The sequence below is a fragment of the Bacillus sp. AFS029637 genome (assembly GCF_002584985.1).
In the GTDB taxonomy this organism is placed as follows: domain Bacteria; phylum Bacillota; class Bacilli; order Bacillales; family Bacillaceae_G; genus Bacillus_A.
This window is the reverse complement of sequence record NZ_NUPZ01000010.1, coordinates 39417-65295: the sequence shown is the minus strand read 5'-3', so window position 1 is coordinate 65295 and position 25879 is coordinate 39417. Positions and strand designations below refer to the sequence as shown.

General features: G+C 35.4%; 34 protein-coding genes, 1 pseudogene and 1 other annotated feature. Of the genes and pseudogenes, 13 read left to right on the top strand and 22 right to left on the bottom strand.

What is annotated here, in order from left to right:
- The first annotated feature begins 175 nt into the window (after positions 1–175).
- Both COE49_RS02760 and COE49_RS27130 read left to right on the top strand, forming a co-directional pair.
- Positions 176–610, top strand: coding sequence for a hypothetical protein (locus tag COE49_RS02760; protein ID WP_088232220.1), 435 nt, complete (start codon positions 176–178; stop codon positions 608–610).
- A 138-nt stretch (positions 611–748) separates the two neighbouring features.
- Positions 749–1048 (top strand): hypothetical protein, encoded by a 300-nt coding sequence (locus tag COE49_RS27130; RefSeq protein ID WP_098356948.1) that lies wholly within the window; start codon positions 749–751, stop codon positions 1046–1048.
- Here the strand turns inward: COE49_RS27130 and COE49_RS02755 are convergent.
- The gene (locus tag COE49_RS02755) at positions 995–1600 is read right to left on the bottom strand and encodes a beta family protein (RefSeq protein WP_088232221.1); all 606 of its coding nucleotides are present in this window, start codon (positions 1598–1600) and stop codon (positions 995–997) included. The genes COE49_RS27130 and COE49_RS02755 overlap by 54 nt on opposite strands.
- Before the next feature lie 105 nt (positions 1601–1705).
- On the opposite strand from COE49_RS02755, the gene COE49_RS02750 reads away from it, so the two are divergent.
- Together COE49_RS02750 and COE49_RS02740 are read left to right on the top strand one after the other, a co-directional pair.
- Positions 1706–1993 (top strand): hypothetical protein, encoded by a 288-nt coding sequence (locus COE49_RS02750; protein ID WP_088232222.1) that lies wholly within the window; start codon positions 1706–1708, stop codon positions 1991–1993.
- A gap of 286 nt (positions 1994–2279) precedes the next feature.
- On the top strand, positions 2280–2744 hold the full coding sequence (locus tag COE49_RS02740; RefSeq protein ID WP_088232224.1) for a hypothetical protein: 465 nt from the start codon (positions 2280–2282) through the stop codon (positions 2742–2744).
- Positions 2745–2805: 61 nt separating this feature from the next.
- Here the strand turns inward: COE49_RS02740 and COE49_RS02735 are convergent, their stop codons facing one another.
- Positions 2806–2934: a transporter gene (locus COE49_RS02735; protein WP_088232225.1), complete on the bottom strand. Its 129-nt coding sequence runs from the start codon at positions 2932–2934 to the stop codon at positions 2806–2808.
- 187 nt (positions 2935–3121) lie between these two features.
- Here COE49_RS02735 and COE49_RS02730 point away from each other — a divergent pair, with 187 nt between their 5' ends.
- Positions 3122–3424 carry a YjdJ family protein gene (locus COE49_RS02730; protein ID WP_088232226.1) on the top strand — a complete coding sequence of 101 codons (303 nt, stop codon included), beginning with the start codon at positions 3122–3124 and terminating at the stop codon, positions 3422–3424.
- Positions 3425–3502: 78 nt separating this feature from the next.
- Here COE49_RS02730 and tyrS read toward each other — a convergent pair whose 3' ends face one another.
- From tyrS to acsA, 7 genes are all read right to left on the bottom strand, one after another.
- Positions 3503–4759: a tyrosine--tRNA ligase gene (tyrS, locus tag COE49_RS02725; RefSeq protein WP_000512075.1), complete on the bottom strand. Its 1257-nt coding sequence runs from the start codon at positions 4757–4759 to the stop codon at positions 3503–3505.
- A 70-nt stretch (positions 4760–4829) separates the two neighbouring features.
- Positions 4830–5058 (bottom strand) — a binding site (T-box leader).
- A gap of 77 nt (positions 5059–5135) precedes the next feature.
- Positions 5136–5381, bottom strand: a complete 246-nt coding sequence (locus COE49_RS02720) for a hypothetical protein (protein WP_088232227.1) — start codon at positions 5379–5381, stop codon at positions 5136–5138.
- Entirely contained in the window at positions 5362–5907 is a 546-nt protein-coding gene (locus COE49_RS02715; protein ID WP_088232228.1) for an RNA polymerase sigma factor, read from the bottom strand. Before COE49_RS02715 ends, COE49_RS02720 begins: the two co-directional genes overlap by 20 nt.
- Positions 5888–6343, bottom strand: coding sequence for a hypothetical protein (locus tag COE49_RS02710; RefSeq protein ID WP_088232229.1), 456 nt, complete (start codon positions 6341–6343; stop codon positions 5888–5890). The genes COE49_RS02715 and COE49_RS02710 overlap by 20 nt, the downstream gene beginning before the upstream one ends.
- Before the next feature lie 66 nt (positions 6344–6409).
- Positions 6410–6970 (bottom strand): maltose acetyltransferase domain-containing protein, encoded by a 561-nt coding sequence (locus COE49_RS02705; protein WP_088232230.1) that lies wholly within the window; start codon positions 6968–6970, stop codon positions 6410–6412.
- Positions 6971–7045: 75 nt separating this feature from the next.
- Complete coding sequence (locus COE49_RS02700; RefSeq protein WP_088232231.1) at positions 7046–7594, bottom strand: GNAT family N-acetyltransferase; 549 nt, start codon at positions 7592–7594, stop codon at positions 7046–7048.
- A gap of 67 nt (positions 7595–7661) precedes the next feature.
- Entirely contained in the window at positions 7662–9380 is a 1719-nt protein-coding gene (gene acsA / locus COE49_RS02695; protein ID WP_088232232.1) for an acetate--CoA ligase, read from the bottom strand.
- A gap of 176 nt (positions 9381–9556) precedes the next feature.
- Between acsA and acuA the strand changes: the two genes are divergently transcribed.
- From acuA to COE49_RS02675, 4 genes are all read left to right on the top strand, one after another.
- Positions 9557–10189, top strand: coding sequence for an acetoin utilization protein acetyltransferase AcuA (acuA, locus tag COE49_RS02690; protein WP_016130338.1), 633 nt, complete (start codon positions 9557–9559; stop codon positions 10187–10189).
- A 17-nt stretch (positions 10190–10206) separates the two neighbouring features.
- On the top strand, positions 10207–10851 hold the full coding sequence (locus COE49_RS02685) for an acetoin utilization AcuB family protein (RefSeq protein WP_002123078.1): 645 nt from the start codon (positions 10207–10209) through the stop codon (positions 10849–10851).
- On the top strand, positions 10848–12014 hold the full coding sequence (gene acuC / locus COE49_RS02680) for an acetoin utilization protein AcuC (protein ID WP_088232233.1): 1167 nt from the start codon (positions 10848–10850) through the stop codon (positions 12012–12014). The genes COE49_RS02685 and acuC overlap by 4 nt, the downstream gene beginning before the upstream one ends.
- Positions 12015–12157: 143 nt before the next feature.
- On the top strand, positions 12158–12997 hold the full coding sequence (locus COE49_RS02675) for an alpha/beta fold hydrolase (protein WP_098945693.1): 840 nt from the start codon (positions 12158–12160) through the stop codon (positions 12995–12997).
- A gap of 66 nt (positions 12998–13063) precedes the next feature.
- On the opposite strand, the gene COE49_RS02670 is transcribed toward COE49_RS02675, so the two are convergent.
- The 3 genes from COE49_RS02670 to COE49_RS02660 form a co-directional block, all read right to left on the bottom strand.
- Entirely contained in the window at positions 13064–13291 is a 228-nt protein-coding gene (locus COE49_RS02670) for a hypothetical protein (protein WP_240522874.1), read from the bottom strand.
- A gap of 167 nt (positions 13292–13458) precedes the next feature.
- Complete coding sequence (locus tag COE49_RS02665; protein ID WP_000821764.1) at positions 13459–14148, bottom strand: response regulator transcription factor; 690 nt, start codon at positions 14146–14148, stop codon at positions 13459–13461.
- A gap of 1 nt (position 14149) precedes the next feature.
- The gene (locus tag COE49_RS02660; protein ID WP_088232236.1) at positions 14150–15604 is read right to left on the bottom strand and encodes a sensor histidine kinase; all 1455 of its coding nucleotides are present in this window, start codon (positions 15602–15604) and stop codon (positions 14150–14152) included.
- A gap of 149 nt (positions 15605–15753) precedes the next feature.
- On the opposite strand from COE49_RS02660, the gene COE49_RS02655 reads away from it, so the two are divergent.
- The 3 genes from COE49_RS02655 (at position 15754) to mscL (ending at position 17965) form a co-directional block, all read left to right on the top strand.
- Positions 15754–16434: an ankyrin repeat domain-containing protein gene (locus COE49_RS02655; protein ID WP_088232237.1), complete on the top strand. Its 681-nt coding sequence runs from the start codon at positions 15754–15756 to the stop codon at positions 16432–16434.
- A gap of 77 nt (positions 16435–16511) precedes the next feature.
- Entirely contained in the window at positions 16512–17438 is a 927-nt protein-coding gene (locus COE49_RS02650; protein ID WP_088232238.1) for a Gfo/Idh/MocA family protein, read from the top strand.
- Between the two features lie 128 nt (positions 17439–17566).
- Entirely contained in the window at positions 17567–17965 is a 399-nt protein-coding gene (gene mscL / locus COE49_RS02645) for a large-conductance mechanosensitive channel protein MscL (protein ID WP_088232239.1), read from the top strand.
- A gap of 49 nt (positions 17966–18014) precedes the next feature.
- On the opposite strand, the gene COE49_RS02640 is transcribed toward mscL, so the two are convergent.
- The 7 genes and pseudogenes from COE49_RS02640 to COE49_RS02605 all read right to left on the bottom strand — a co-directional run bounded on the left by COE49_RS02640 (position 18015) and on the right by COE49_RS02605 (position 23009).
- Positions 18015–18287, bottom strand: coding sequence for a DUF3917 domain-containing protein (locus COE49_RS02640; RefSeq protein ID WP_088232240.1), 273 nt, complete (start codon positions 18285–18287; stop codon positions 18015–18017).
- Positions 18288–18519: 232 nt separating this feature from the next.
- Positions 18520–19518, bottom strand: coding sequence for a catabolite control protein A (ccpA, locus tag COE49_RS02635; RefSeq protein WP_088232241.1), 999 nt, complete (start codon positions 19516–19518; stop codon positions 18520–18522).
- A 556-nt stretch (positions 19519–20074) separates the two neighbouring features.
- Positions 20075–20288, bottom strand: a pseudogene (locus tag COE49_RS02625) (bifunctional 3-deoxy-7-phosphoheptulonate synthase/chorismate mutase); the annotation flags it as partial.
- Positions 20289–20352: 64 nt separating this feature from the next.
- Complete coding sequence (locus COE49_RS02620) at positions 20353–20835, bottom strand: DUF2247 family protein (protein WP_098356952.1); 483 nt, start codon at positions 20833–20835, stop codon at positions 20353–20355.
- A 200-nt stretch (positions 20836–21035) separates the two neighbouring features.
- Positions 21036–22052 (bottom strand): CamS family sex pheromone protein, encoded by a 1017-nt coding sequence (locus tag COE49_RS02615; protein ID WP_088232244.1) that lies wholly within the window; start codon positions 22050–22052, stop codon positions 21036–21038.
- 118 nt (positions 22053–22170) lie between these two features.
- The gene (gene ytxJ / locus COE49_RS02610; RefSeq protein ID WP_001057467.1) at positions 22171–22497 is read right to left on the bottom strand and encodes a bacillithiol system redox-active protein YtxJ; all 327 of its coding nucleotides are present in this window, start codon (positions 22495–22497) and stop codon (positions 22171–22173) included.
- On the bottom strand, positions 22497–23009 hold the full coding sequence (locus COE49_RS02605; protein ID WP_001197718.1) for a DUF948 domain-containing protein: 513 nt from the start codon (positions 23007–23009) through the stop codon (positions 22497–22499). Before COE49_RS02605 ends, ytxJ begins: the two co-directional genes overlap by 1 nt.
- Before the next feature lie 186 nt (positions 23010–23195).
- Between COE49_RS02605 and COE49_RS02600 the strand changes: the two genes are divergently transcribed.
- Positions 23196–24311, top strand: coding sequence for an aminopeptidase (locus tag COE49_RS02600; RefSeq protein WP_000654724.1), 1116 nt, complete (start codon positions 23196–23198; stop codon positions 24309–24311).
- A 39-nt stretch (positions 24312–24350) separates the two neighbouring features.
- On the opposite strand, the gene COE49_RS02595 is transcribed toward COE49_RS02600, so the two are convergent.
- The 3 genes from COE49_RS02595 to COE49_RS02585 form a co-directional block, all read right to left on the bottom strand.
- Positions 24351–24785 (bottom strand): hypothetical protein, encoded by a 435-nt coding sequence (locus COE49_RS02595; protein WP_098253201.1) that lies wholly within the window; start codon positions 24783–24785, stop codon positions 24351–24353.
- Positions 24782–25186 (bottom strand): PH domain-containing protein, encoded by a 405-nt coding sequence (locus COE49_RS02590; RefSeq protein ID WP_088232246.1) that lies wholly within the window; start codon positions 25184–25186, stop codon positions 24782–24784. Before COE49_RS02590 ends, COE49_RS02595 begins: the two co-directional genes overlap by 4 nt.
- 101 nt (positions 25187–25287) lie before the next feature.
- Positions 25288–25842, bottom strand: a complete 555-nt coding sequence (locus tag COE49_RS02585; protein ID WP_088232247.1) for a GNAT family N-acetyltransferase — start codon at positions 25840–25842, stop codon at positions 25288–25290.
- Between the last annotated feature and the right edge of the window lie 37 nt (positions 25843–25879).

The window sequence follows — 25879 nt, the reverse complement described above, 5'->3', positions numbered from 1 at the left end:
TTTACATTAAATTGGTATAATTTAACTATTAAGTCAACTTATTAATATCCTATCTATTTTATATAACATAGAGTAATTTAAAGCATAAAATTAAAGGTTAATAAAACTTTTTTATAGAAAAAATACATAAATGAATTTATAATGAGAAAGGCTTTTAGAAAAGGAGGATAGAAAGGTGTTACGTAAATGTTTAACAATTATAGAAGATAATTTACCTCAACATGAACTAGAGAGGGTCTCCCGACTCCTTTACTCATCATATAATCCTTTTGACTTCGATTCTAAAATTTGGACTAACATACAAGAAATAATTCCAAATGAAGTATTTGATAAAATAAAACCCTTTAAACGAACAGTAGTCGGTCACGCTATCATAAATGAATTGGTTATGAAATACTTCCCTGGTGAAATTACCATAAAATACAATTTCATTAAAAATCACCTTAATCGCCTTAATGAAATTACTGTATTTGAATTAAAAATAAATTCAAGTAGGTTAGATATCGGAAGGATTAATGGTAAGTCTATTGCATATGAAATAAAGACAGAACTAGACACATTGGATAAATTACATAAACAAATTACAGACTATTCAAAGGTATTTGAGTAGGTTTATGTCATTATTCATCCTTCACATTTAAAAAAGGTCACTGAATTAGTCCCGCAGCATTGCGGAATAATTACCTATAATTTAAAACATGGTGTTTGTAAATTTAGTTTCCGAAAAAAGGCGTTAAAAAGTGACAATATGAAACCAGAAGCACAACTTTCAACTTTAACAAATAAAGAGTTAGATTGGATTATAAAAGCAAGTAAAATTGACAATATTGTTTCTAATAAAAAGGTAAAAGAAGAAATAATTGTCGAGAAAGTAAATTATAAAAAAATTAATACCCTCTATAAGAAGGTATTAAAAAAAAGATATAATAAAAATTGGGGATACCTTTGTAATCACTTTGAAAAAATTATGCCAGTGGATATTCAGTCTTTTTTCTCAACACAAGCTGATCCTTACTGGGTATATTATAAAAATCCCTCCATAGTATAAAGGTAAAAGCCAACCTTTCCACTCAGGTTGGCTTTTACCTTTTTTAATTTTATTGTATATTCCATCTATACTTTTACATCCTCGACAATTATCTTTGTGCACTTTCGTAAAACTACTCCATACTTGAGAAGAAACTATAGATGGAGCTACCATACTTTCGAAAGTATCTGCCTGTTCTTTTATACCTTTAAATCCATAATAAGAATTATCGTCCCATGAATACTTAATATAACCAGGGCTTATTATCCCACCATCAGTTAATTCATCTTTTTTAACTCCACAATAATCCCCAAATGCTGAAAAACCAAGTGAACTATAAGCAGTTAACAAACTATTATCAGCCTCTTGAATAATAGCATTGTGATTTAAACTCACATTTGAAACAGTTCTTGGAATAGCCGATCTTAGTAGTACACTCTTACATTTTTTTGATGAACTTAGCTGTTGTACACTTTTATACAAATTATCATTTGCAGGGTGCGTGTGCGGAGTTTCATCTAAATCGAGTATTATAATATCCCTTTCTGTAACAATGTTGACTAATTCCTTCATAGGAAAAAACTCGCTCTAAAGTGGACAAAAAGAGATAATGAGTATTTGATAAAAGGCGAGATACCAAAAGACTATTTCAGAATTCATGAATAAGAGGGTGCAAATATGAAATTATACTTTAAAGATAATGAAATAGGTGAAATTAGAGACATTTTTGTAGAAACACCATGGATGTATGGAACTATACATTTAAATGATAATAGTAAACCCTATCAAGAATATTTTCGTGAAATGGTAGACGAAGAGAGTACTTTTGACTTTGAAAGTATTGACCCTGAATTTCTAGACGATGAAAATTGGTCCGTTTTCGATGAAAACGAAGGGAAATATTTAGGAATCGACATTCCAGCAATCCACATTGAAGATAAAACGATTGCATGGCGATGGAGATAAAAATCACACAAAGAAGAACACCTGATTAATATTTAAACTAACGTTTACGCTAGCTTTCTCCTTTGTTTCGAATCAAATATCATGGAAAAGGAATATTTGATTCTACTGGTGAAAATATCATAACTAAGATACTTCCCAATGAACTGTATCAAGCAAATTATAAATTTGCAAAGACTTCAATTTCACGTACGAAAAAAGAAACAAATTTAGGGAAAATTTTGAGACGTATTTTAAAAAAATGAAAGGTAAATATGCTATTAAGATTAGATTTAGGGAGGAATAATTGATGGCATATGATTTAGAACTTGAAATAAAAGAGGTACTTGAGAAAATTGAATTTGTAGAAAGATATAAATCCTTATCAGAAAAATTTTCCGATAGAACAAATACATTTGAAAACTATGAAAATGAAAAAGCTATTGAAGTATTCGAGTCTCTTGGCTATAAAGCTCGTTACAATAAAAAAGAAGACTTTTTTATTGTAGGAGAAGTAAAAAACAAAGATGTCTACACCTTTAGATTCAACATCAGCTTAAAATATGGTGTTGCTGAATTGATTTGGGAAGCATGGCATAATGGTGAAGTTAGAGTTGGAGACCCTTGGGACATATTTATAAGATTGTTATCAAATGACACGGAAAAAGTACCCGTGCTATATTTCCACAGTTACAATGAACTCAAAGAAATCATGAAAATCGCCTTTGAAATGTACGAAGATTTTAAGCGAGAATTAATTCCTATTTATTCATAATTTAAAAAGCTACCGAAGACAACTAAACAGTTACTTCGAGTAGCTTTTATTTATATTAAAGTTATTTATTTTCCTCTTTCTGAACATATACATAAGCATCTTTCTGCTCTTTATGTATATCAGCCTTCGTATCCTCTGCAAGCTGACCCGCATTTAGCAAAGAAAAGATAATGAGCGCTTCTAGTGACATTTCGTTTTACCACTCCTTTCTATTTGTTATACGTTTATCATACCGCTTACATGTGATTTCCGTATGAACTCGAAAAGGAGATTACAACAAAAAAGTTCAGATTTGCTAACTGTATTTTATCCCCAAAATAGTTTATTAAAGTACATTCTTACGATATAATAACCAGAAAATGGGGGTGTAATTCGTTTTGACAATAAACCAAATGGTTCAACTCGGAAGTTCATTTATGCTATTTATTACTTCAGCACTGATGAGTTGGTATCAGGGGAGTAATTTGATAGATGATCCTGATGAATGGAAATATAGTGCTAAGTTTACGAATTACTTTAAAGGCACTGTTTCAAATTACCAAGATATTTATCAAATAGACTTCTTTATATATGCAGCAAAATTCTATCCGGCGGCATTTATCGTTATGTTAATTAGCTTGCTTTATATGCTCGTATTAATTCTTCATATTCTATTTACAAGAAAGAATCAGGTAATCTAAATTCATACATAAAAACCCCGAATCATAAACTTTTCAGCCTACAATTCGGGGTACTATTTGTTATATATTCGTTTCTAATTAGTAACGAATTAAGAAATATTTCTTTTTACCGCGGCGAATGATTGTGAATTTACCTTCGATGCGGTCGTTTTCTGTTACAACGTAGTCTAATGCTTGTGTACGCTCACCGTTTACGTAGATTGCGCCGTTCGTTACATCTTCACGTGCTTGACGTTTTGATGGAGAGATTTTGCTTTCTACAAGTAAGTCGATTAATACTGTATCTTCTGCAGTACGTTCTACAGATGGTACGTCTTTGAATCCTTGTTCGATTTCGCTTGCAGTCAGTTCTGCTACAGAACCGCTGAATAGTGCAGCTGAAATTTTAATTGCTTGCTCTAATGCTTCTTCGCCGTGAACAAGTTTTGTCATTTCAGAACCTAATGCTTTTTGTGCTGCACGTTTTTCTGGTGCTTCAGCTACTTGCTTCTCAAGCTCAAGAATTTCTTCATGAGATAAGAATGTGAAGTATTTTAAGTATTTAACAACGTCGCGATCATCTGTGTTAATCCAGAATTGGTAGAACTCGTAAGGAGTTGTTTTTTCTGGGTCTAACCAAATTGCGCCGCCTTCTGTTTTACCAAACTTCGTACCGTCAGATTTAGTAACAAGTGGAATTGTTAAACCGAATGCTTTCGCATCTTCTTCTGATTTACGGATTAATTCAAGACCAGCTGTAATGTTACCCCATTGGTCACTACCACCGATTTGTAGGCGGCAATTATGGTTTTGGTATAAGTTTAAGAAGTCGTATGATTGTAAAATCATGTAACTAAACTCAGTGAATGAAATACCAGTATCTAAACGAGATGCTACTGTATCTTTTGCTAACATATAGTTTAAACCGAAGTTTTTACCGATATCGCGTAAGAATGAAATTACATCTAAGTTACCTAGCCAATCATAGTTGTTAGCCATTGTTGCTGGGTTGTCCACATTTTCAAACTCTAAGAAGTTTGAAAGTTGGTTTTTAATGCTTTCTGTGTAGTAAGCAACTGTATCTTTCGTATTTAATGTACGCTCTGCTTTTTTACCACTTGGGTCACCGATCATACCAGTACCACCGCCAACAAGTGCGATTGGTTGGTGACCAGCTAATTGGAATCGACGTAACATTAATACTGGTAACATATGACCGATGTGTAAGCTATCCGCTGTCGGGTCGAAACCACAGTATAATTTAACGCTTTCTTTTTCTAGTAATTGCTCAAGGCCTTCAGCATCTGTTTGCTGATTAATTAGACCGCGAAATTCAAGATCTTGTAAAATACCCATATCCTACATACTCTCCTTTAAGTTCATTACTGGCGTGAAGGTTGAAAACATAAAAAAATCGCCCCTTCAAATAAGGGACGATTTTAATCATCGCGTTACCACCCTAGTTGCAGACCAAAAAAGCCTACCACCTTATTTACATAACGGCTTAGCACCGTCTTTTCCCTTTTGAATATAACTCAATCGAAAAAAGATGCTCTAGGGGCGTAATTCGCGATCATCTATGTGCTGATTTTCACCGGCCATCAGCTCTCTAAAACAGGGAAATGATCACTACTTCTCCCTTTCCACGCTCAATTATTCATATACTTTTCTTTATACCATCATTTATATAGGCGTGTCAAATAAGGGCCTGATTTCTCACCTTTCCAATCCTTTACAACGTTGCAAAGAGTATCGTAATAAGAGAAAGAACTGGAACACCAACTAATATCGAAATATGAAAAACCATCGATAGATCATTCCCAATCGTCGCTTCCACAGGATCTTTCGCCGGAGAAGCAAGAAATCCGATTAATCGATCGAAGCGACTTACCGTTTTTGGAAAATCTGGTATTTCTACATGGTCACTATCTAAATGCTGCTGTAATTTATATTCATTCTTAAAGGGATTTTCGCTCAATTTCATCCACCTCCAGCAATTGTTTCAATTTCTTTATTCCGTTATGAAGTCTCGACTTCACCGTTCCGACTGGAATACCTAACACCTCTGCAATCTCTTTTTGCTGCATGTCATGATAATAAGAAAGGATTAGGACCGCTCTTTGCTCTTCGGGAACTTTCAAAATTGCCTCTCTTACTGTGAGCCGATCTTCGTGAGAAAATTCTTTTTCCTGAATCGGCACTAAAAATGGCAAAAGCGTACGCCACTTTTTTCTTCTATTTAATTTATTAATCATAAGACGATAACCAATTTGAAATAAATACGTTTTTATTTTACCCTTTTCAGGTTCATACATATGTTTCTTACGCTCTAGCGTCAAAAACGTATCTTGCACGAGGTCGATACTCAATTGTTCATCTCGGTTAAATCGATACAAAAATGTGTATAACGCTGGTTTGATTAAAACATATAGTTTTTCTCCCGCCTGCTTATCCCCACTTTGATACGCAAGCATGAGTTCCTCCTCAATCCCAATCTGCGCCATGATTTTTGATCTCCTTTATTCCTTTTAACGTTAATGAAATGCGGGAAATTAAATAGCAACTAGCAACAATGATCCATACTTGCGATTGATTCGTAAAAAATTGAACATACGGGTTTTGAATTGTCTGTCCGGTTGAAACTAAAATATTTAATGTTTGCACACATATGCATGCATACACTGCAAGACAAGCCGAAATCGTATCAAATACATTCCAGCGAAAGTACACTTTTGTTTTTGTAAAATCAATTTTATATCCTTTTTTCCGTACTATATATTTTCTATCAAATGGAATGATGATGGAAAACATCACAATCATCATAACGCCAGCTGTAATCATTGAAACTTTAAATCCGATTGGCATCGGTAATAGCAAACCACAAGAAAATACGACTATAATTCCAATTAAAGCAAAAGTAAGAAGTAACTTATTAGACATATAAAAGCCTCCCTCATCTATTCTTTCATAAATGTATACAGACGAGGAAGGCGCTTCGTTCAAATATTATTTTATTTTTTTTATAATTTTTGCAGGATTCCCGCCAACTACTACATTAGCCGGTACATCTTTCGTTACGACGGCGCCAGATGCGATAACGGCATTGTCTCCAATTGTTACACCTGGATTAATAATCGCTCTTCCGCCAATCCATACGTTATCGCCAATTGTAACTGGTTTTCCATATTCTAATCCACTTATGCGCTCTACTGGATCAAGCGGGTGTGTTGCTGTATAAATGTGAACGCCTGGAGCTAACATACAATTCACTCCGATTGTTACTGGGCATACGTCTAAAATCGTACAGTCAAAGTTCGCGTAAAAATTTTCGCCAACATGAATGTTGTAACCGTAATCGCATCTAAAAGAAGACTCAAGATGAATATTATCTCCTGTTGTTCCGAATAGTTCTTTTACAATTTCGCTACGCTCTTTTAATTGCACTTCTGGCGTATCATTGAATTTTCTCGTTAATATACGTGCTTGCGCTCTCTCTTTTACTAAAACTGGATCAGCCGGTATGTACATTTCTCCTAGTATCATCTTTTCTTTTTCTGTTTTCATCATACTATCCCCTTTAACTCGTATGTATAAGTTTGATTTTATTTTACATCAACAAATATTTTTTTCAACCATAACCTTTTATACAAGCCAGCCCTTTTTATATAGCACATAATGGTTTTCTAAAAACATTTCATTGTATTTAGGGAATAGGCGTTTCACTTGTTTCTCTAATTTAAAACCTATTTGTTCCATAGACCTGCACGAATTGATATTATTATCCCAAGCCTGCGCATGAACTTCATCCACATCTAAAGTTAAAAATATGTAATTATATATTAAGTTTCTCGCTTCTCTATTGACACCTGTTCGCCAAAACTTACGTGCAATTCGCTGAGCTTCTGAAGTTACAATTAACTTTTTATTTTCATTCACCGTTGGCATAGAGATCCAATATGTCCCTATCATTTCCTTTGATTGTTTCATTACAATTGACCAAGCCATAATATCTTTTAAATTTTTATAAGTATGCAACAAGTCCTTAATTTCATTACTATCTTTTGGAATCGTATTCCCCGTCCAACAATGCATATCGGGATCTTTCATTACCTCATACCATTGTTGGTAATCCTTTTCCGGTTCTACAGAACGTAAGCACACTATGTCTCCTTCTAAAATTGGTATCTTCATCTATATTAACTCCTTTATTATTTACAAAAAGAAAAGTCTGAACGCTTTTCGTTCAGACCTTTCTCTCTTAATCTTCCATCGTTGATAAGTCACCTGTCGGTAAATTCAGCTCCCACGCTTTTAATACGCGGCGCATAATTTTACCACTTCTCGTTTTCGGTAATTTATCTTTAAATTCAATTTGCCTTGGCGCTGCATGAGCTGCTAGACCTTTCTTTACAAATTGACGAATTTCTTCTTTTAATTCTTCTGACTGCTCGTACCCTGCACGAAGCGCGATAAATGCTTTAATGATTTCGCCGCGCACTGGATCCGGAATACCAATTACACCAGCTTCTGCAACCGCAGCGTGCTCGATTAATTTGCTTTCTACTTCAAACGGACCAACGCGCTCACCTGACGTCATAATTACATCATCAATGCGCCCTTGGAACCAGAAGTATCCGTCTTCATCCATATAGGCAGAGTCACCTGATACGTACCAATCTCCCGGCATGAAGTAAGATTCATATTTTTGCTGGTTATTCCAGATTGCACGCATCATAGCTGGCCAACCTTTCGCAATCGCTAAGTTCCCCATTGTGTATGGAGGCACTTCATTTCCATCATTATCAACAATCGCTGCTTTCACACCTGGAATTGGTTTACCCATTGAACCTGGACGGATTTCCATACAAGGGTAGTTACAAATAACTTGTCCACCTGTTTCTGTCATCCACCACGTATCATGAATACGAAGTCCAAATGCGTTCATACCCCAGCGAATTACTTCTGGATTTAATGGCTCACCAACGCTTAATACGTGGCGTACTTGTGATAGATCATATTTTTTAATTGCATCTTGTCCAGCACCCATTAACATACGGAACGCTGTTGGTGCACTATACCAAACTGTTACACCGTAATCTTGCAGTGCTTCATACCACGCTTCTGGACTAAAGCGTCCACCTAAAACAACATTCGATGCTCCAACTAACCACGGTGCGAAAATACCGTAAGCCGTTCCAGTTACCCAGCCTGGATCAGCTGTGCACCAATATACATCGTCTTCTTTTAAATCTAATACCCACTTCGCCGTTTGATAGTGCTGCACCATTGCGTTTTGCGCATGAAGCACACCTTTTGGCTTACCAGTAGAACCAGACGTATAGTGAAGAATTAAACCGTCTTCACGGCCTAACCATTCGATATGTAATTCTTTTGAAGCTTGTTCAAATAAAGGATTGAACGCTACCGTTTTACCGCCTTCTTCTACATTATCTCCAACAAGGAAGACTGTTTTTAAAGCAGGTAAATCATTTAATGGTACGCGCTCTAGCAATTCAGGCGTTGTAATTAACACCTTTGCTTCGCTATCTTCTAAACGATCGCGAACTGCGCCTTCCATAAATGCTTCAAATAGTGGCCCAACAATTGCCCCTAATTTCACCGCACCTAAAAGTGCAAAATATAATTCTGGAGAACGCGGCATAAAAATAAAAACGCGATCGCCTTTTTCAACATCGCCATAATTTTTCAGGACGTTTCCTGCTTTATTAGAAAAATCCTTCATTTCCTTAAATGTATATTTCTCTTTTCGCGATCCATCTTGATAATAAAGGGCTACTTTATTTTTACGATCGGATTTCGCATGCTTATCAATTGCTTCATACGCCATATTTACTCGGCCTGTCTCATTCCAAGTAAAATTTTTATTAACCTCTTCCCAGTTAAAATTCGCGTATGCCTCTTCATAATTCGGCAAATTATTTTTCCCTTTAATGACTGGAAGCGTTTCTACTTTCATACTTTACATCCCCCTCCTATGTATTCTATTATCTATTATAATGACATTATTTAAAATTTTCAGTATATTTGTTGATTTTTAGACAAATTTTTAATGACAAAATTCGATTCACATCGCATATATTATAAAGTACGATATTAATAGATTCTCAAAACCTCAAGGTGGTGAGCAATACATTGATCCATAAAAAAATATATAATGCTAGAAATTTAAAAACAGCGAAAGGCACTTTAATTATTGAAGGTCCTGTCTCTACACATAACTTAGAAATGTATGAATTTCATCCAGATTTAGTTGCGTTCCGTCCTGCCGAGCAGCAATATAAAGCAATTGTCGAAATTTCTAAATTACCAGAAGCTCGTCTCATTATTGCTAGACATGACCAAATGATTGTTGGATATGTTACATACTTGTATCCTGATCCACTCGAGCGATGGTCAGAAGGAAAAATAGAAAACTTAATTGAGCTCGGGGCGATTGAAGTTGTCCCAGCCTTCCGCGGTTGTGCTGTTGGAAAAAACTTATTAGAAGTTTCAATGATGGACGATCATATGGAAGATTATATTATATTGACGACTGAATATTATTGGCACTGGGATTTAAAACAGACAGGCTTAAATGTTTGGGAATACCGAAAAGTAATGGAGAAGATGATGAATGCTGGTGGTTTACAATGGATGGCTACAGATGATCCTGAAATTTGTTCCCACCCTGCCAACTGTTTAATGGTCCGCATCGGTAAACGTGTTGATACGGATTCTATTCAAGCATTTGATCGTCTACGTTTTCACAATCGTTTTATGTATTAATAAAGGGGGCAACTGGAATGATTGTAGAAGAAATCATGAATCAAAATGTAGTGACACTACATCCAAACGATACAATCGAAACCGCAATCCGAACAATACGTACAAAAGGAATTCGGCACATTCCAATTGTCGATCAAAATAATCATGTCGTAGGCATTATTTCTGATCGGGATGTAAGAGATGCAAGTCCGTCTATTTTAGATGAACAAGTTTCACTCGATATGCTGAAGCAACCGCTTGAACTTATTATGAAACACCCTGTCATGACTTGTCATCCTCTCGATTTCGTTGAGGAAATTGCTACTTTATTTTTTGAAAATAAAATTGGCTGCCTTCCTGTGACAAAGGCCGGAAAGTTAGTTGGAATCATTTCTGAATCTACTGTATTGCATACGTTAGTGAAATTAACTGGAGCGCATCAACCAAGTTCACAAATTGAAATTCAAGTAAAAAATGAACCTGGTATTCTCGGAAAAGTTGTTGCTATTTTTAGCGATTTGCAAATAAATATCGTGAGCGTTCTCGTCTATCCAGCAAAAGATGAGAATGATAAAGTACTCGTTTTCCGCATTCAAACGATGAATCCTCTAAAAGTGATTGATGCACTTGAAGCAGAGGGGTACCGCGTATTATGGCCAAACATCATGGGGATGCAAGCATGAGTAGCGCGTTTATTTATTCGGATGACTTTCGGGGCTATTCGTTTAGCCCTGATCATCCTTTTAACCAACTGCGCGTCACTCTTACGTACGATTTATTACAAAAGGGCGGTTTTATCTCTCCCTCTCAAGTCATCTCCCCGCGAATGGCTACTGATGAAGAGATTGCCTACGTTCATACAGAGGAATACATAAATGCGGTAAAACTTGCTGGAGAAGGAAAGTTAGAAAAATCAATTGCAATGACATACGGACTCGGAACAGAAGATACACCGATGTTTCCAAATATGCACGAAGCAAGTGCATTACTCGTTGGCGGAACATTAACAGCTGTCGATGCTGTTCTTTCCGGGAAAGTAAAACATGCACTTAATTTAGGCGGAGGCTTACATCACGGCTTTCGCGGCAAAGCATCTGGCTTTTGCATTTACAACGATAGCTCCATTGCAATGAAATATATACAGAAAAAATACGGTTTACGTGTTTTATATATTGATACAGACGCTCATCACGGTGATGGTGTACAGTGGTCTTTTTATGACGATCCTAACGTATGTACCATTTCGTTACATGAAACTGGACGTTATTTATTCCCTGGAACTGGTGCTGTGAATGAACGTGGGCAAGGTAATGGGTATAGTTATTCTTTTAACGTTCCACTGGATGCTTTTACAGAAGATGAATCATTTTTAAATTCCTATCGAACTGTTGTAAAAGAAGTTGCCGCATACTTTAAACCGGATATTATTTTAACGCAAAACGGCGCTGATGCACATTATTACGACCCACTTACACACCTTTGTTCAACGATGAATATTTACCGTGAAATACCGAAGCTCGCTCGCGAAATCGCTAATGAATATTGCGACGGTCGCTGGATTGCTGTCGGCGGCGGTGGCTATGACCACTGGCGCGTCGTCCCGAGGGCTTGGGCACTTATTTGGCTCGAAATGAACAACATCCAAAACATCTCAGGTTATCTCCCTCCAGAATGGATTGACGCTTGGAAAGGACAAGCCGAAACAGAACTTCCCCTCACATGGGAAGATCCAGACAACATGTATAAACCTATCCCACGCAAACCAGAAATTGAAGAAAAGAATGCATTAACTGTAGCGAAATCCCTTGAAATAATTCGGAATAATATGACAAAATCTTTGTACTAAACGAAAAGGAGGCTCGTTTTTGAATAGCCTCCTTTTATTTATTGCCGGTTTCTGTCGGTAAGTCGATATATTTTGATAATCGCTGATATATTTTTATGCACTAATGGACTTGCCCAACTTTTACGAGAAAAGGTCGTGATATTATGTGGAAACAACAAATGATCCACACGAAACGTGGTACATTCGAACTCTTTACAAAAGGAACTGGCGAACCCCTTTGCATTACACATCACTATTCGCAATTTAATGAAACTGGCGATTACTTTGCGGATGTTTTCACTGCTACGCATCGTGTATTCCTCATTAATTTACGAGACGCTGGTAACTCAGCAAAAGCCAATTCAAAAAAAGAATTACGTATGATTGAAACGGCTCACGACTTAGAAGCAATACGAGATGCTTTACAACTCCCAACATGGCATTTCGCTGGCCACTCAACAGGCGGTATGCTTGGACTTTTATATGCGATTACATATCCAAATTCCTTACAATCTTTAGTCGTGGCTGGAGCTGCAGCAAGTAACTATACCGAAACACCATTTTGCATTTATAACCGAGAACATCCACAGTTTCATTATATGCAACAGCTCATCGAAAACTTAAAAAACCCTTATCTTACTAATGAAGAACGAAAGGAACTCTCTACTAAGAGGACAAGATTATCTTTGTATAAACCTGAAAACTACAACTCTTATTTTTGTAAACCAATCAAAAAAACAATGTCTGCTAGCCGGATGAACGTTTTTAATAAAGAGTATTCTTCATTTGATTTAAGAGACCATTTACCTTCCATCCAAACAAAGACACTTATTATATGCGGAAGACATGATGTACAGTGCCCGATTCAATATTCTATCGAGATACATAAGGGTATACGTAATTCTATCTTTGTGACATTTGAGGACAGTAACCATTATCCTTTTTTAGAAGAGGCTACTCTGTTTAGTTCTACTACTCAAACATTTTATAAATCGTTACACTAGTACCGTTACTATTAAGGAAAGCTCACAGTCTCTATAAGACTATGAGCTTTTTTCAAAAGAAATATTTCAACTAGTAACAATTAAAAGAAGTACACATAAAATCACTAAACCTAAATCAATAAATACTGCCTTTTTATCTCCTTCTTTTAAATTTATTATAAAACTAGAAATTATTTTAATTCCAAAAAAGACCATCATAAATAACCCACCGAAATGATCATTCTTAGGGTCTTCATCATAAAACATTTGTATTGCACCGATAATTAATAAAATAAGTACGATATTCGTTCCAATCTTTACAGCCTTGTTTGATTTATTATCTTTTCATGTATCCCCCAAAATGTAGCACGCCCTCTCATACTCCCCTATGTTTTACCTCTCTACATTTTAACATAAATTACCTATTCCCCCTTTTAGTCCAGATAACAATAAAAAAACCTGCCAATTACTCGGCAGGTACATTACACGTTAAAGCGATAACCAGCTCCCCATACTGTTTCAATATATTGCGGGTGGGCGGGATCTCTTTCAATTTTTTCACGTAGCTTTCTAATGTGAACAACGACAGTGGCTAAATCGCCAGCTGAGTCTAGTCCCCAAATACGTTCAAATAACTGTTCTTTATTTAATACTTGGTTTGGATGCGTTACAAAGAATGTTAATAAATCAAATTCCTTCGTTGTGAACGCGATTTCTTCATTGTTTATAAAAACTTTTCTCGCTCGCTGATCAATAGAAATTCCGTGAATGTATAACGTATCGCGTTGCTTACTCACATTTCCTGATAATCTTTCATAACGAGAAATATGCGCCTTTACCCTTGCGACTAATTCACTTGGGCTAAACGGTTTCGTTATATAATCATCCGCCCCTAAACCGAGTCCGCGAATTTTATCTATATCTTCCTTCTTTGCTGAAACAAGTAAAATCGGAATGTCTTTTATAGCACGTATTTGTTTACAAATTTCAAAACCATTCATTTTCGGAAGCATAATATCTAAAATAATTAGATCATAATCTTCCTGAAGAGCCATTTGTAAACCTATTTCTCCGGAATGTTCTACATCCACTTGAAAATCACTAATTTCTAAATAATCTCGCTGTAATTCTGCAATACTTATTTCATCTTCTACTAGTAAAATTCTCTTCATTCTACTCACCACATTCCTGTACTTTTTTCAATGAGAAGAAAATACTTGTACCTTCCCCAAGTTTACTTTCCGCCCAAATTTCTCCGCCATGCTCTTCAACAATTTGCTTTGCTATCGCTAAGCCAAGTCCACTTCCACCTGTACTAGAGTTTCGTGATTGCTCTGCACGATAAAAACGTTCAAAAATATAAGGAAGTGTATCAGATTCTATACCTGATCCATTGTCCATTACTTTCACAATCACTTTATTGTTATCACTTGATACCGTTACAGTAATTTTCTTTTCTTCTTTATCCATGTATTTCACACTATTATGAATTAAATTTGATATCACTCTATTTATCTTTTCGCAATCAGCCGTTACATATAGTGGTGATGCATGTAATTGTAAGTTAATTTCTATACCTTCTTTACTTAAATCCATCTGCATCTCTTCTATTAATTCTTGCATAAACATATTTAATTCAACCGTTTCAAACTGAAATGGAACTCGATTCAAATCGAGCTTCGAAAATAAAAATAGTTCGTCAATGAGTGTATCCATATGCCTTGCTTTCGTATGGATAGTCGTTAAGTACTTATCCATTTTTTCAGGTGTATTTGCTACCCCATCTTTTATTCCTTCTACATATCCGATAATAGATGTAATCGGTGTTTTTAAATCGTGAGAGATGTTTGAAATGAGTTCTTTTCGATTTTCTTCATACTGCGTTTGTACTTCAATCGATTCTTTTAACTTCTTCCTCATTTCCTCAAACCCTTGATTTAATTGTCCTATTTCATCGTGTGATGTAACTGGTATTTGAAAATCTAAATTTCCTTCCTTAATTTTCTCAGTCGCATCTTTCAATACAAAGATTGGTTTTATCACACTTCTGGAGACGAGGTAACTTAATAATCCAATAAGCAAAATGGCTAAAAGTAAGAGCGATATGAACAAAATCGGAAATAATTTCTGTGTGAGGTCTACAAATGAACTTTGCTTTTTTAATACAAATATACTACCTTCTTCTTTCTGCGGAAAATAAAAATCAAATTTTACATATCGATAAAATGTATCGCCTAGTTCCGTTGTACCACGACTATTAATATTTGCTGATTCAAATTTCGGAAGGGCTTCTGTTAAGGTTGAACTTTCAAATTCTTTCGAAGCATATGAAATGGAATCTCCCTTTCTTACAGCTATTTTCACACCTTCTTTTTCAATTGATGAAACGAACGATTCATCTAATAGTTGTGATTGATGTTGCTTTGCCGCTAATTTCAATTCAAGATACGCATTCTCTTCTTCTTGCGTAAGCGGCTTTTGAATATAGGAACTTTTATAAAAATTTTTCACTGACTCCAAGTCCCCTGTTATTGAAAAAACAATTAAAAACCCCGCGACTAATATGAGCGTAATAGAAACGAGAATAACGGCAATATAAGAAAATAAAAACCTTGTTTTAATAGACATATGTTAAATCCTCACTTTATTAAACCTTATTACTCATAAGCATAAAAATATATGTTCAAATACTCAAGCGATTTTATAGTAATTTTAGCGTCAGTTTATAAAAATTTAATGTTCTTATTTTAGAGTTGAAATTAGGAGGTTGAAATTCCATGTTCAAAAAAACATTAAGCATGATATGTTGCGTAATTTTTTTACAAGGTTGCTCGCAAGAACAAGAAGTTAAAAAGGAGATGACAAACATGGAGACAGCACTACTAACAGCTACTGAAAAGCAGGAAACGAATACTGTTATATCATTGCTCAAAAAAGGGGCCGACATAAATATAACGGACAATAAAGGACGTACCCCTCTTATGATTGCCACATACAAAAATGATGTAAAAACCGCCAAAGCTCTTATCAACGCTGGGGCTGACGTAAATGTTCAAGATGATATGAAAAATAACCCATTTCTATACGCCGGTGCAGAAGGTTATTTGGATATTTTAAAACTAACGATTGACGCTGGCGCCGATCCATCTCTTACGAATCGGTATGGCGGAACAGCTCTTATCCCAGCCTCGGAACATGGCTATATTGATGTTATAAAAGAACTCCTCACGCGAACAAATATTGATGTAAACCATGTAAATAATCTCGGGTGGACCGCCTTAATGGAAGCTATCATACTAAGTGACGGAGATGAAACGCAACAACAAGTCATTCGCCTTCTAATTAAACATGGTGCTGATGTAAATATTCCAGACAACGATGGTGTTACCCCGCTAGAGCACGCTCGGGCTCATAATTTTGAAGAGATAGAGAAGATTTTAATAGAAGGACAGAAGTAATCCTACTTTTTGCCTTCCTCCCCCGCCCTATGCTACATTTAACCCGTTATATCAATATTGATAAGGTGGGAATAAACATGAACAAACCTAAAATCGGGATGATTGGTCTTGGAAGTATTGCACAAAAAGCTTACCTCCCAACACTTACAAATGAAACAACTTGGAATTTTGTAGGGGCATTTACACCTAATGCAGAGAAAAGAAAACAAATTTGCCAGCAATATCGTATTCAAGATTTTCATTCTATGGAAACGTTAGCTTCAGAATGTGATGCAATCTTCGTTCATAGTTCAACTGCTACGCATTATGAAATCGTTTCTACACTTCTTGAAAAAGGAATCGATGTTTATGTAGATAAACCGTTAGCTGCCACTGTGGAACAATCTGAAAAACTAGTCGAAATGAGTGAAAAGTATAATCGAAAGTTAATGGTTGGATTTAATCGCCGTTTCGTTCCTATGTACGTCACTGCCAAAGAACAAGCTAATGATATTTCATGGATTCGAATTGAAAAGCACCGCACAAATAAAGTAGGGCCAAATACGTACGATTTTACTATGCTAGATGATTACTTACATATTGTAGATACTGCCCGCTGGTTAGCTAATGATAACCTTAACGTCGTTCATAATATGATGCAAATAAACGAAAAAAATGAACTCCTTTATGGACATCATACATACACAACCGCAAACGGGCTCTTACTCTCTACAGCCATGCATCGTCATGCAGGTACAAACTTAGAACAAATTGAACTGGTAACAACAGGAAAAATCATTCGTGTAAAAAATATGAATACATTTGAAATTGAGGCAGAAAACTCTGTTTCACAAAGCGGTTCTCCGTCATGGGAAACGACATTAAAGCAGCGCGGTTTTGAAGATGCTGTTCATCATTTTATTGAATGTGTACACGGAGATACAAAACCTGTTGTAGATGGATTAGAAGCATTAAAAACGCAGCAAATGCTACAATCTTTATTAAACGATGTAAACAAAAATTAAAACGGATACATTTTTCAGAATTTACTTTCATTCCCATTTCCTCTTTATTTCTCTCACAAATTTCTATAGAATATGTTGATAGGAATTATAAATTTTATAATAAATCGTGGAAAGGGTGGGATTAACACATGTGGAACGAGTTTAAAAAATTCGCGTTCAAAGGGAATGTAATCGATTTAGCTGTCGGGGTTGTAATCGGTGCTGCATTCGGTAAAATCGTTAGTTCTTTAGTAAAAGACATTATTACACCATTACTTGGTATGATATTAGGTGGCGTTGACTTTACAGATTTAAAAATTACATTCGGTAAATCATCTATTATGTATGGTAACTTCATCCAAACTATTTTTGATTTCTTAATTATTGCAGCTGCTATCTTTATGTTTGTTAAAGTTTTCAACAAACTAACATCTAGAAGAGAAGAAGAAAAAGAAGAAAAAATTCCAGAACCAACAAAAGAAGAAGTTCTTCTTGGCGAAATTCGCGACTTATTAAAACAACAAAACTCTTCTAAAGATAGAGCATAATTGAACGGACAAAAGGCATGCCCCTCTCGGGTCATGCCTTTTCTATATGTTATAACGTTTCCGAATTCATATGAATAAATAAAATAATACCAGCAACCATAAGCACCATAATACTACCTGCAAATAGTGTGATACCGATAAACATTAAGCTTGTGCTCATATCCACCGATACATTTTCAACAAAAATAGAGATTACATACGTGATAAGGGCAATTCCTGCAAGAATACTTCCTGGAACAAATCGCTTTAAGCCATTTTGTTTTAACGTCATATATGCAAAAATAGCAGTCATACAAAGCGTAATTATCCAAAGAACGATCATCTTTTCTCCCTCCTCACAAGCCTTTTCTTTCTATTATACATGACATTGCCCTATAATAGTTGAATTTGCATTTATGTGACATATAACAAGGAATACCCCCATCTATAGCGAATGTCTTATGAAGAGTTCCAAATACATTATCATTATCAAAGTCGCATATTTATAAATTTAAACATTCAGCACAAGGAAATACGAATAAAAGCTCACAGCAATCGCTGTGAGCTTTTTATACTTACTTCGTTGAATCTCTAAATTGGATACGGTGAGGTAAAATAACAGTGTGATCTTCCACTTTTTCTTTGTTCATATACTTTGTTAATAGACGCATTGCTACTGCACCGATATCATACATTGGTTGTACAACTGTTGAAAGCTGAGGACGTACCATTAATGCAAGGCGTGTATTATCGAAACCAAGTACTTCTACATCAGTTGGTACGTTTAATCCAGCGTCTTGTGCTGCGTGAATTACACCTAGTGCCATTTCGTCAGAAGATACGAAGATTGCTGTTGGTTTTTCATCAAGACTCCAAAGCTTTTCGAATGCTTCGATACCTGAATCATATGTGTAATCTCCATCGATTATAAGATTTTCATCATATGAAATACCTGCTTCTTCTAAAGCTTTTTTATAACCTTGTAATTTCTTTGCGCTTGCCGCTTTATCAATGAAAGGACCAGAGACGAAACCGATACGCGTATGGCCTTGCTCAATAAAGTGCTTCATTGCATCGTATGCTGCTTGTGTATAATCAATATTTACTGATGGTGTTTCATTTTGCTCATCAAATGACGCTGCTAATACAATTGGTACTGGAGACTTTTTAAATTCTTCAATGTGAATGTCTGTAATATCTTCACCCATGAAAACAATTCCGTCCACTTGTTTTCCAAGCATCGTATTTAATAAATGGAACTCTTTCTCTTTGTTTTGGTCAGAGTTACTTAAGATGATGTTATACTTGTACATTGTTGCGATATCTTCAATTCCACGCGCAAGTTCTGCATAAAACGTATTTGAGATATCAGGAATAATAACACCTACTGTAGTTGTCTTCTTACTTGCTAGTCCACGTGCTACCGCATTCGGGCGGTATCCTAAACGATCAATTGCTTCTAATACTTTCTTTCTTGTTGTAGGCTTTACATTTGGGTTACCGTTCACAACACGTGATACGGTAGCCATTGAAACGTTCGCTTCGCGCGCTACATCATAGATTGTTACGTTCATCTCATCGCACACTCCTTCTATTTTTGTTATCTATTTTTATGTATCGGTTACTTGAATGAAAAAAAGACATCAACTCTATTTGCAGATGCCACCAATCGTCCCGAGTTCTTCCTTTTACTAATGATACGATAAAAACGCAGGCTCATACAATATTTTCCCGCAAAAGTTTCGAAAAAATTCGCTTCTTTTCTCGTATTTTCGTATTTTTCATGAAAAAAAGGGCATTTTTTGTAAAAAATAGATATCTCATGAGCAGAAACCTTATTTTAAGCAGTACGATAGTAAATGAAATTTATATCAGCGATTTTTCGAATATATCGACCGTAACTCGAAATATATCAGCGATTTTTNNTATATCGGCGATTCGACATAGGATATCGATTTACCAACAAAAAACGACATGGATAGTCATTTGATGCGCTGGATCTGGAAGTACTTCACAACTGACAATAGAAGATCACGGCGTCCTGTAGAATGCCTTATATCGACAACGACAGGGGGAAATAGATTTCTTTCTTTAAAATTGGTACAACGGAAATATGAAGCGTATTATGCGACGCTCTTTCATTGCTTCAGCAACTTGATGTACTTGTTCATAACTTTTCACTGCGTATGGTCCCCTCGATAAAATAATGATTTCCATCACCATTCATTTCAACAATCCTGTCTTCTTGTAACTCTAAACCATATTGGAAAATTTGTTTAAAAATATGTTGTAACGTCTATGTTTTAAATGGCCCATTATTATTCTCTGCGATTAAATCCAGCATAACTCAACTTCCCGTTTCAGAAACTAATTGTAAGTCACTACCTATTGGTAGTGACTATATATATTTAATATTTAACTCTCTCTTCCTCTAATTTTAAAAATTTTTCAAACCTATTTACCAAAGCTTCTTTCGTAGTTGGAACTTCTTGAGGCATATAATTAACAAAACTCACCATATCTTCTGGGTATTGGTGATTTCCATAAAACTCTGCAATTTCATTTAATAACTCATTATCTTCTTTACATCTTTCTTTTATTTCAGATAAACAAATAAATCTTAATTTTCTTTTCTCCTCTACTAACACTGGGCTTTCTTCATCTAATTGAGGAAAATAATTAGTTTTTATTTCTAACATCACCTTACCTAAATTTTCATTAGAGACTCCCCATGTAAGTTCACTAACAAACCCGCTTTCATCACCAATTCCCATCAATTCTACCGCATAATCAGAAATAACGTCTTTACTAAAATAACTTCCTTGGACGCCTACAAAAATAGTTTTCCAATCATACTTAATATGTTTACTTTTTAAATCTTTTAAGTTCATATTATTTACCTCTTACTTTTTTGAATTTGATTTGGCTTACCCGTCATAACACCATTTCCAATGACTTCTTCTTAATCTTGAATCATCTTCCATGGCACCAAAATACGATATTCATACGAAATATAACAATAAATCACTACAAAAAAACTTCGTACATTCTCACTTGCAATAAAAAAAAGACAGTGTTTAAACTGTCTTTTTTATAAGAAGGAAACAAACGGTTTATCGCTGTTTTTCTCTTTTATAATAACGGCCTCGATTTTATTATCGGACTTTATCTGCAATTGTACTTTCGCATCTTTAGGTAATTTCTCTAACATACTTTGAGCAGCCATTTGAGTAAGAGCCATTAATTCTGTTTTACCGTTATATTTAATAACAATATCCATATTTAATGTATCCATTTTCTTTTGTTTATACAAAACTTTAGCATTGACTGGGATAAAATCTCCAGGAGAAAACTTTTTTATTGAATCAGCAAATTCATTTATTTTTGCATTATCTTCTCCATGTTCTTGTTTAAATTCATCAGAAGGATATGAATAAGCTTGTTCATCAATCATACTCCAGTTTCCCATATTCGTATCATTCTTTTGAACAGTAGCACTAGCAATGTACGTACCATTTTTTAAAGAAGTTGTATTTTCTTGTTTAAAGATAGCAAACGTAATTGGCGATTTGTTATATTTATCATTTTTGTTTATAGCTTCTATAAGTTGTTTAGCAACTTCAGTACCTTTAGAAATGGCTTCTTCATTAGATACGCTTGAAGACATAGCTAAACCAATCATAACACCAGATAAACTTAATTCGTTTGAATTCTGCTTTCCGAAATAGTCTTGTTCGATGATGTTCGTCAAAACTGGTGCTTCTACTTTCGCGACTAGTTCATCAATCACATTCTCCGGAATGTATTGATTTAATTGCAGCACATGATTTTCTGTATCAAATTGCCCTTTTGCAATATTCATTAAACCATTTTCATATTCTGCTAAATCTAATTTAGAATTTGTTTTTATATTAGCTGTATTAATGACTTTTTGTTCTTTTAAAGGAATAACAGTTCTATAATAATCTTTAGAAACAGCCGTTCTCGGAATCATACTTTTTTCTTTCGTATCTTTTTGTATAACTTCATCCTTCTTACTAATCGTATCATTACTACAAGCTCCCAGTAATAAACTTACGACCGCGAAGGATAATGCCATTTTCTTCATTACATAAAACCTACTTTCAACAATCTAGTTATTTAGTTTGAACTATTAACAGTTTACCATTAAATATATTTCAACAAAAACAAAAAAAAAGAAGCAAGCACCTTTAGCTTGCTTCTTTTTACTTAATATTCTCTTCTAAAGCGTCTTTTTTAATATTCCAATGAGACGTATTCCACACTACCATCCCATCTTTTATGTATAATACTTGTGGAGATTCATGTCTAATACTGTACTGTTCTGCGACACGATTCGAAACATCTCTCGCATCTTGTACGTATAAATAGTAAGCTGGTACTGCTCTTTCTTCACTGCAATACGCTTGAAACTCTGTGTATGCACCGTGACTAATTGGGCACGTCGTACTATGTTTAAAAAGCACATAAGGCTCGTTCTTTTCCACTAGTACTTCAAGCTCTTCAATTGTTTCCAGTTTTGTCATATTCATCACGATTCACCTCTCATACGAAGTCTAGAGCGCTTCTCTTTCTTTTCCGCTTTTTTCTCAAGTCTTTCTAATTTACGCTCTTCTTTTTCAACCTTTTTCTCTTGTCTTGTCGCACGATAATGATTGTATACTTCAATTGCTGCGCTGCTCCATTGTACAACTTGCGCTACTTTATCTGCATTATTTTCAATTTCGTCCGTAACAGACTCTGATACATTACGAAGTTTCGTATTTAAAGAATGGATTGTCGTTCCAATTCCATCTACACCTGCTACTACTTTATTTAATGACTGCGACTTCTGTTGAATATCATCAGCTAACGCATTTGTCTTATGTAATAATTGCTCTGTCTCTACGCTAATCCCTTGCATTTGTTTCTCTAGACCTTCTAACGTGCTTGCAACGTTTTCTAACGTCTTTTGAACCGATAACAACGTTCTGCATACGTACACTACTAATACAGCGAAAGCAACCGCGATAATAGCCGCACTTACATATAAAAGAACTTGCATTTCATCACTTCCTTTATCTTTTTCATACTTTCCCCTATTATACAATCATTTACCGTTTCATTCTAACCCCTATATTCCATTAGAATTTTCATACTTATTCGTTAACTTTAACATAAATGATTCAACAAATTCCACTAAGTAGGTTACAATAGGAGAGGATACATAATTAGTAGGGAGGCTTTACATATGAAAGATCCACGCATTGAAAAGTTAGCATACAATTTAATCAACTACTCTATTCGCTTACAAAAAGGCGAAAAAGTGTTAATTGAAAACTTTGGCTTACAAAAAGAACTTGTAACTGCACTTGTGAAAGAAGCATATGCAGCTGGTGGTTTCCCATTCGTTTCTTTAAAAGATCATCAAGTAGATCGCTCTTTATTAATGGGTGCTACTGAAGAACATTTCGAACAAATCGCTGCATATGAAGCAAGCGTAATGAAAGATATGGATGCGTATATCGGTCTTCGCTCTGGCGATAACATTAACGAACAAGCTGACGTTCCAAGTGAGCGAATGAAAGTTCACGGCCAAACAGTTGGTAAGAAAGTTCATAGAGACATCCGCGTTCCGAAAACGCGCTGGGTTGTTCTTCGTTACCCAAATGCTTCTATGGCACAGCTTGCTAAAATGAGCACAGAAGCTTTCGAAGACTTCTACTTTGAAGTTTGTAACTTAGACTACGGTAAAATGGATAAGGCAATGGATAGCCTTGTTGCATTAATGAATAAAACAGATAAAGTTCGCTTAACTGGTCCTGGAACTGATTTAACATTCTCTATTAAAGACATTCCAGCTATTAAATGCTCAGGTCATTTAAACATTCCAGACGGTGAAGTATACTCTGCACCAGTCCGTGATTCTGTTAACGGTACAGTTTCTTACAACACACCATCTCCTTACAACGGTTATACATTTGAAAATGTACAACTTAAGTTTGAGAACGGTCAAATTGTTGAAGCAACTGCAAACGATTCAGAGCGCATTAACAAAATCTTCGATACAGACGAAGGCGCACGCTACGTTGGTGAGTTCGCAATCGGCGTAAACCCATACATCTTACATCCAATGGGCGACATCCTATTCGATGAAAAAATCGATGGTAGCTTCCACTTCACACCTGGACAAGCTTACGAAGATGCATGGAACGGCAACAACTCGAACATTCATTGGGATTTAGTATGCATCCAACGCCCTGAATACGGCGGCGGCGAAATTTACTTCGACGACGTACTAATCCGTAAAGACGGACGTTTCGTTGTATCTGAATTAGAAGCTTTAAATCCTGAGAACTTAAAATAATAATAAAAACGCTCGGGGTTTTTCCCCAGCGTTTTTTTATTAATACTTTAACAACTCTTTCGCCACATCTTCTGGCACTTTAAAACTCATTTTCTTATTTTTCATTTCAACTTCAACATAAGGGACATCTTTATATACTGTCATCGTACCAATTTCATGTAACTCTGTTTTATCTTTACTCGACTCCAATAATTTCGGCGTATCCTCTTGATACATTTTAAATGTTTTCCCTTGCGGCGTATCTAACGGAGCCGATTGCATTTCCCACTTATCCATTTTCATGACTTCAAACAGTTTTTCAATTTCTTTCTTATCGGTAATTGTTTTTTTATCACTCGAATCAGTCAATGACTCAATTTCAATTTTTTGTGCTTTTTCTAAGCTAACATCAGACTTCTCTTTCTTTGCACTACACCCTATTAAAAGAATGGATGCCGTTAATAAAAGTACAAACAACGTACAGATTCTTTTCATTTCTTACCCACCATTTCTATTTTCACATGTGGATTCTCTTTTTCTACAAGCGATAAAAACCGCTCCATATGTTGCGGCATCGCGACCATATGTACTTTATACGTATTCGTGGTAATTTCAAGTGATTTCCCAACTTGACGAATGATTCTTATCTCTTTCAATACAATATCGTCATTTAAAACACCGTACTTTAATATACCATTTTCTACTTTATGCTTTTTAATAAATACTTCCCAAACGAGTGGTACATTTACAATAAAGCATAAACCCATTCCAATTAACGCTGACATCCATTGCTCTTTATTGGTGAAAAGCATGACAATTGGATACACAAACATAAAAGCTAACGTGAGACTCACGAAAATCACTGCTGATTTACTTCTTTGAATTGGAAAGTTCATACCTTCACCCCCACAACCAAATTATACCACTATTTCCATTTTAATTCATAAAAAAAGACCATTTGCAAATGGCCTTTTTAAATAATCTGTCATAAGATTCCTTACTTACCTTGAATATCCTTCCATTCTGAAGCCAGTAAACTATACACAGCAATATCTTGAAAATGATCATATATCCATTGTTCATCTCTTAAAATACCATCTAATTTAAACTCTAAACGCTCTGGAATCGCGCGGCTTTTCGCATTTTCAACACCGCATCTGATTTCAATTTTATTCAATTTTAAATTCTCAAATGCATAGTGAAGTACAGCCTTCACGCTACGCGTCATAATACCTTTCCCACCAGCATCTTCCGCAAGATAATACCCAAGACTCGTCGCTTTATTCCCCCAGCTCACTGGATGAATGCCTACCATCCCAACGAGCTTTCCTTTATAGCGTATACCACTTTCAAAACCGTCTCCCTCTGCAAATTTCTTTAACCACATCGGGAAAATTTCATCATAAGCATCCGCAGATTTCGTCCCATCTATCCAAGGAAGCCATCTTCGTAAATGATTACGGTTTTGATTTATTAATTGATACAATTCCTCTTTATGATGTTTTTCTAATAGTTGTAGTTCGATTTCGTCGTCTACTCGGAGTGTGAACATGGTTTTTAGCCCCTTTTAGTTTTCTTATTATTCTAAC

Bases quoted from the DNA above. Each gene is read 5' to 3' on its own strand.
- COE49_RS02605 (WP_001197718.1), bottom strand. From the start codon at position 23,009: ATGCAAGTTCTTTTATATGTAAGTGCGGCTATTATCGCGGTTGCTTTC.
- COE49_RS02755 (WP_088232221.1), bottom strand. From the start codon at position 1,600: ATGAAGGAATTAGTCAACATTGTTACAGAAAGGGATATTATAATACTC.
- COE49_RS02665 (WP_000821764.1), bottom strand. From the start codon at position 14,148: ATGAAGAGAATTTTACTAGTAGAAGATGAAATAAGTATTGCAGAATTA.
- acsA (WP_088232232.1), bottom strand. From the start codon at position 9,380: ATGAAAGTAGAAACGCTTCCAGTCATTAAAGGGAAAAATAATTTGCCG.
- ytxJ (WP_001057467.1), bottom strand. From the start codon at position 22,497: ATGAATATGACAAAACTGGAAACAATTGAAGAGCTTGAAGTACTAGTG.
- COE49_RS02640 (WP_088232240.1), bottom strand. From the start codon at position 18,287: ATGATCGTTCTTTGGATAATTACGCTTTGTATGACTGCTATTTTTGCA.
- COE49_RS02685 (WP_002123078.1), top strand. From the start codon at position 10,207: ATGATTGTAGAAGAAATCATGAATCAAAATGTAGTGACACTACATCCA.
- COE49_RS27130 (WP_098356948.1), top strand. From the start codon at position 749: ATGAAACCAGAAGCACAACTTTCAACTTTAACAAATAAAGAGTTAGAT.
- COE49_RS02595 (WP_098253201.1), bottom strand. From the start codon at position 24,785: ATGAAAAGAATCTGTACGTTGTTTGTACTTTTATTAACGGCATCCATT.
- COE49_RS02600 (WP_000654724.1), top strand. From the start codon at position 23,196: ATGAAAGATCCACGCATTGAAAAGTTAGCATACAATTTAATCAACTAC.
- COE49_RS02705 (WP_088232230.1), bottom strand. From the start codon at position 6,970: ATGATGAAAACAGAAAAAGAAAAGATGATACTAGGAGAAATGTACATA.
- COE49_RS02710 (WP_088232229.1), bottom strand. From the start codon at position 6,343: ATGTCTAATAAGTTACTTCTTACTTTTGCTTTAATTGGAATTATAGTC.
- COE49_RS02750 (WP_088232222.1), top strand. From the start codon at position 1,706: ATGAAATTATACTTTAAAGATAATGAAATAGGTGAAATTAGAGACATT.
- COE49_RS02590 (WP_088232246.1), bottom strand. From the start codon at position 25,186: ATGAACTTTCCAATTCAAAGAAGTAAATCAGCAGTGATTTTCGTGAGT.
- COE49_RS02620 (WP_098356952.1), bottom strand. From the start codon at position 20,835: ATGAACTTAAAAGATTTAAAAAGTAAACATATTAAGTATGATTGGAAA.
- ccpA (WP_088232241.1), bottom strand. From the start codon at position 19,518: ATGAACGTAACAATCTATGATGTAGCGCGCGAAGCGAACGTTTCAATG.
- COE49_RS02655 (WP_088232237.1), top strand. From the start codon at position 15,754: ATGTTCAAAAAAACATTAAGCATGATATGTTGCGTAATTTTTTTACAA.
- acuC (WP_088232233.1), top strand. From the start codon at position 10,848: ATGAGTAGCGCGTTTATTTATTCGGATGACTTTCGGGGCTATTCGTTT.
- COE49_RS02615 (WP_088232244.1), bottom strand. From the start codon at position 22,052: ATGAAGAAAATGGCATTATCCTTCGCGGTCGTAAGTTTATTACTGGGA.
- mscL (WP_088232239.1), top strand. From the start codon at position 17,567: ATGTGGAACGAGTTTAAAAAATTCGCGTTCAAAGGGAATGTAATCGAT.
- COE49_RS02675 (WP_098945693.1), top strand. From the start codon at position 12,158: ATGTGGAAACAACAAATGATCCACACGAAACGTGGTACATTCGAACTC.
- COE49_RS02650 (WP_088232238.1), top strand. From the start codon at position 16,512: ATGAACAAACCTAAAATCGGGATGATTGGTCTTGGAAGTATTGCACAA.
- COE49_RS02735 (WP_088232225.1), bottom strand. From the start codon at position 2,934: ATGTCACTAGAAGCGCTCATTATCTTTTCTTTGCTAAATGCGGGTCAG.
- COE49_RS02715 (WP_088232228.1), bottom strand. From the start codon at position 5,907: ATGGCGCAGATTGGGATTGAGGAGGAACTCATGCTTGCGTATCAAAGT.
- COE49_RS02700 (WP_088232231.1), bottom strand. From the start codon at position 7,594: ATGAAGATACCAATTTTAGAAGGAGACATAGTGTGCTTACGTTCTGTA.
- tyrS (WP_000512075.1), bottom strand. From the start codon at position 4,759: ATGGGTATTTTACAAGATCTTGAATTTCGCGGTCTAATTAATCAGCAA.
- COE49_RS02585 (WP_088232247.1), bottom strand. From the start codon at position 25,842: ATGTTCACACTCCGAGTAGACGACGAAATCGAACTACAACTATTAGAA.
- COE49_RS02660 (WP_088232236.1), bottom strand. From the start codon at position 15,604: ATGTCTATTAAAACAAGGTTTTTATTTTCTTATATTGCCGTTATTCTC.
- COE49_RS02740 (WP_088232224.1), top strand. From the start codon at position 2,280: ATGGCATATGATTTAGAACTTGAAATAAAAGAGGTACTTGAGAAAATT.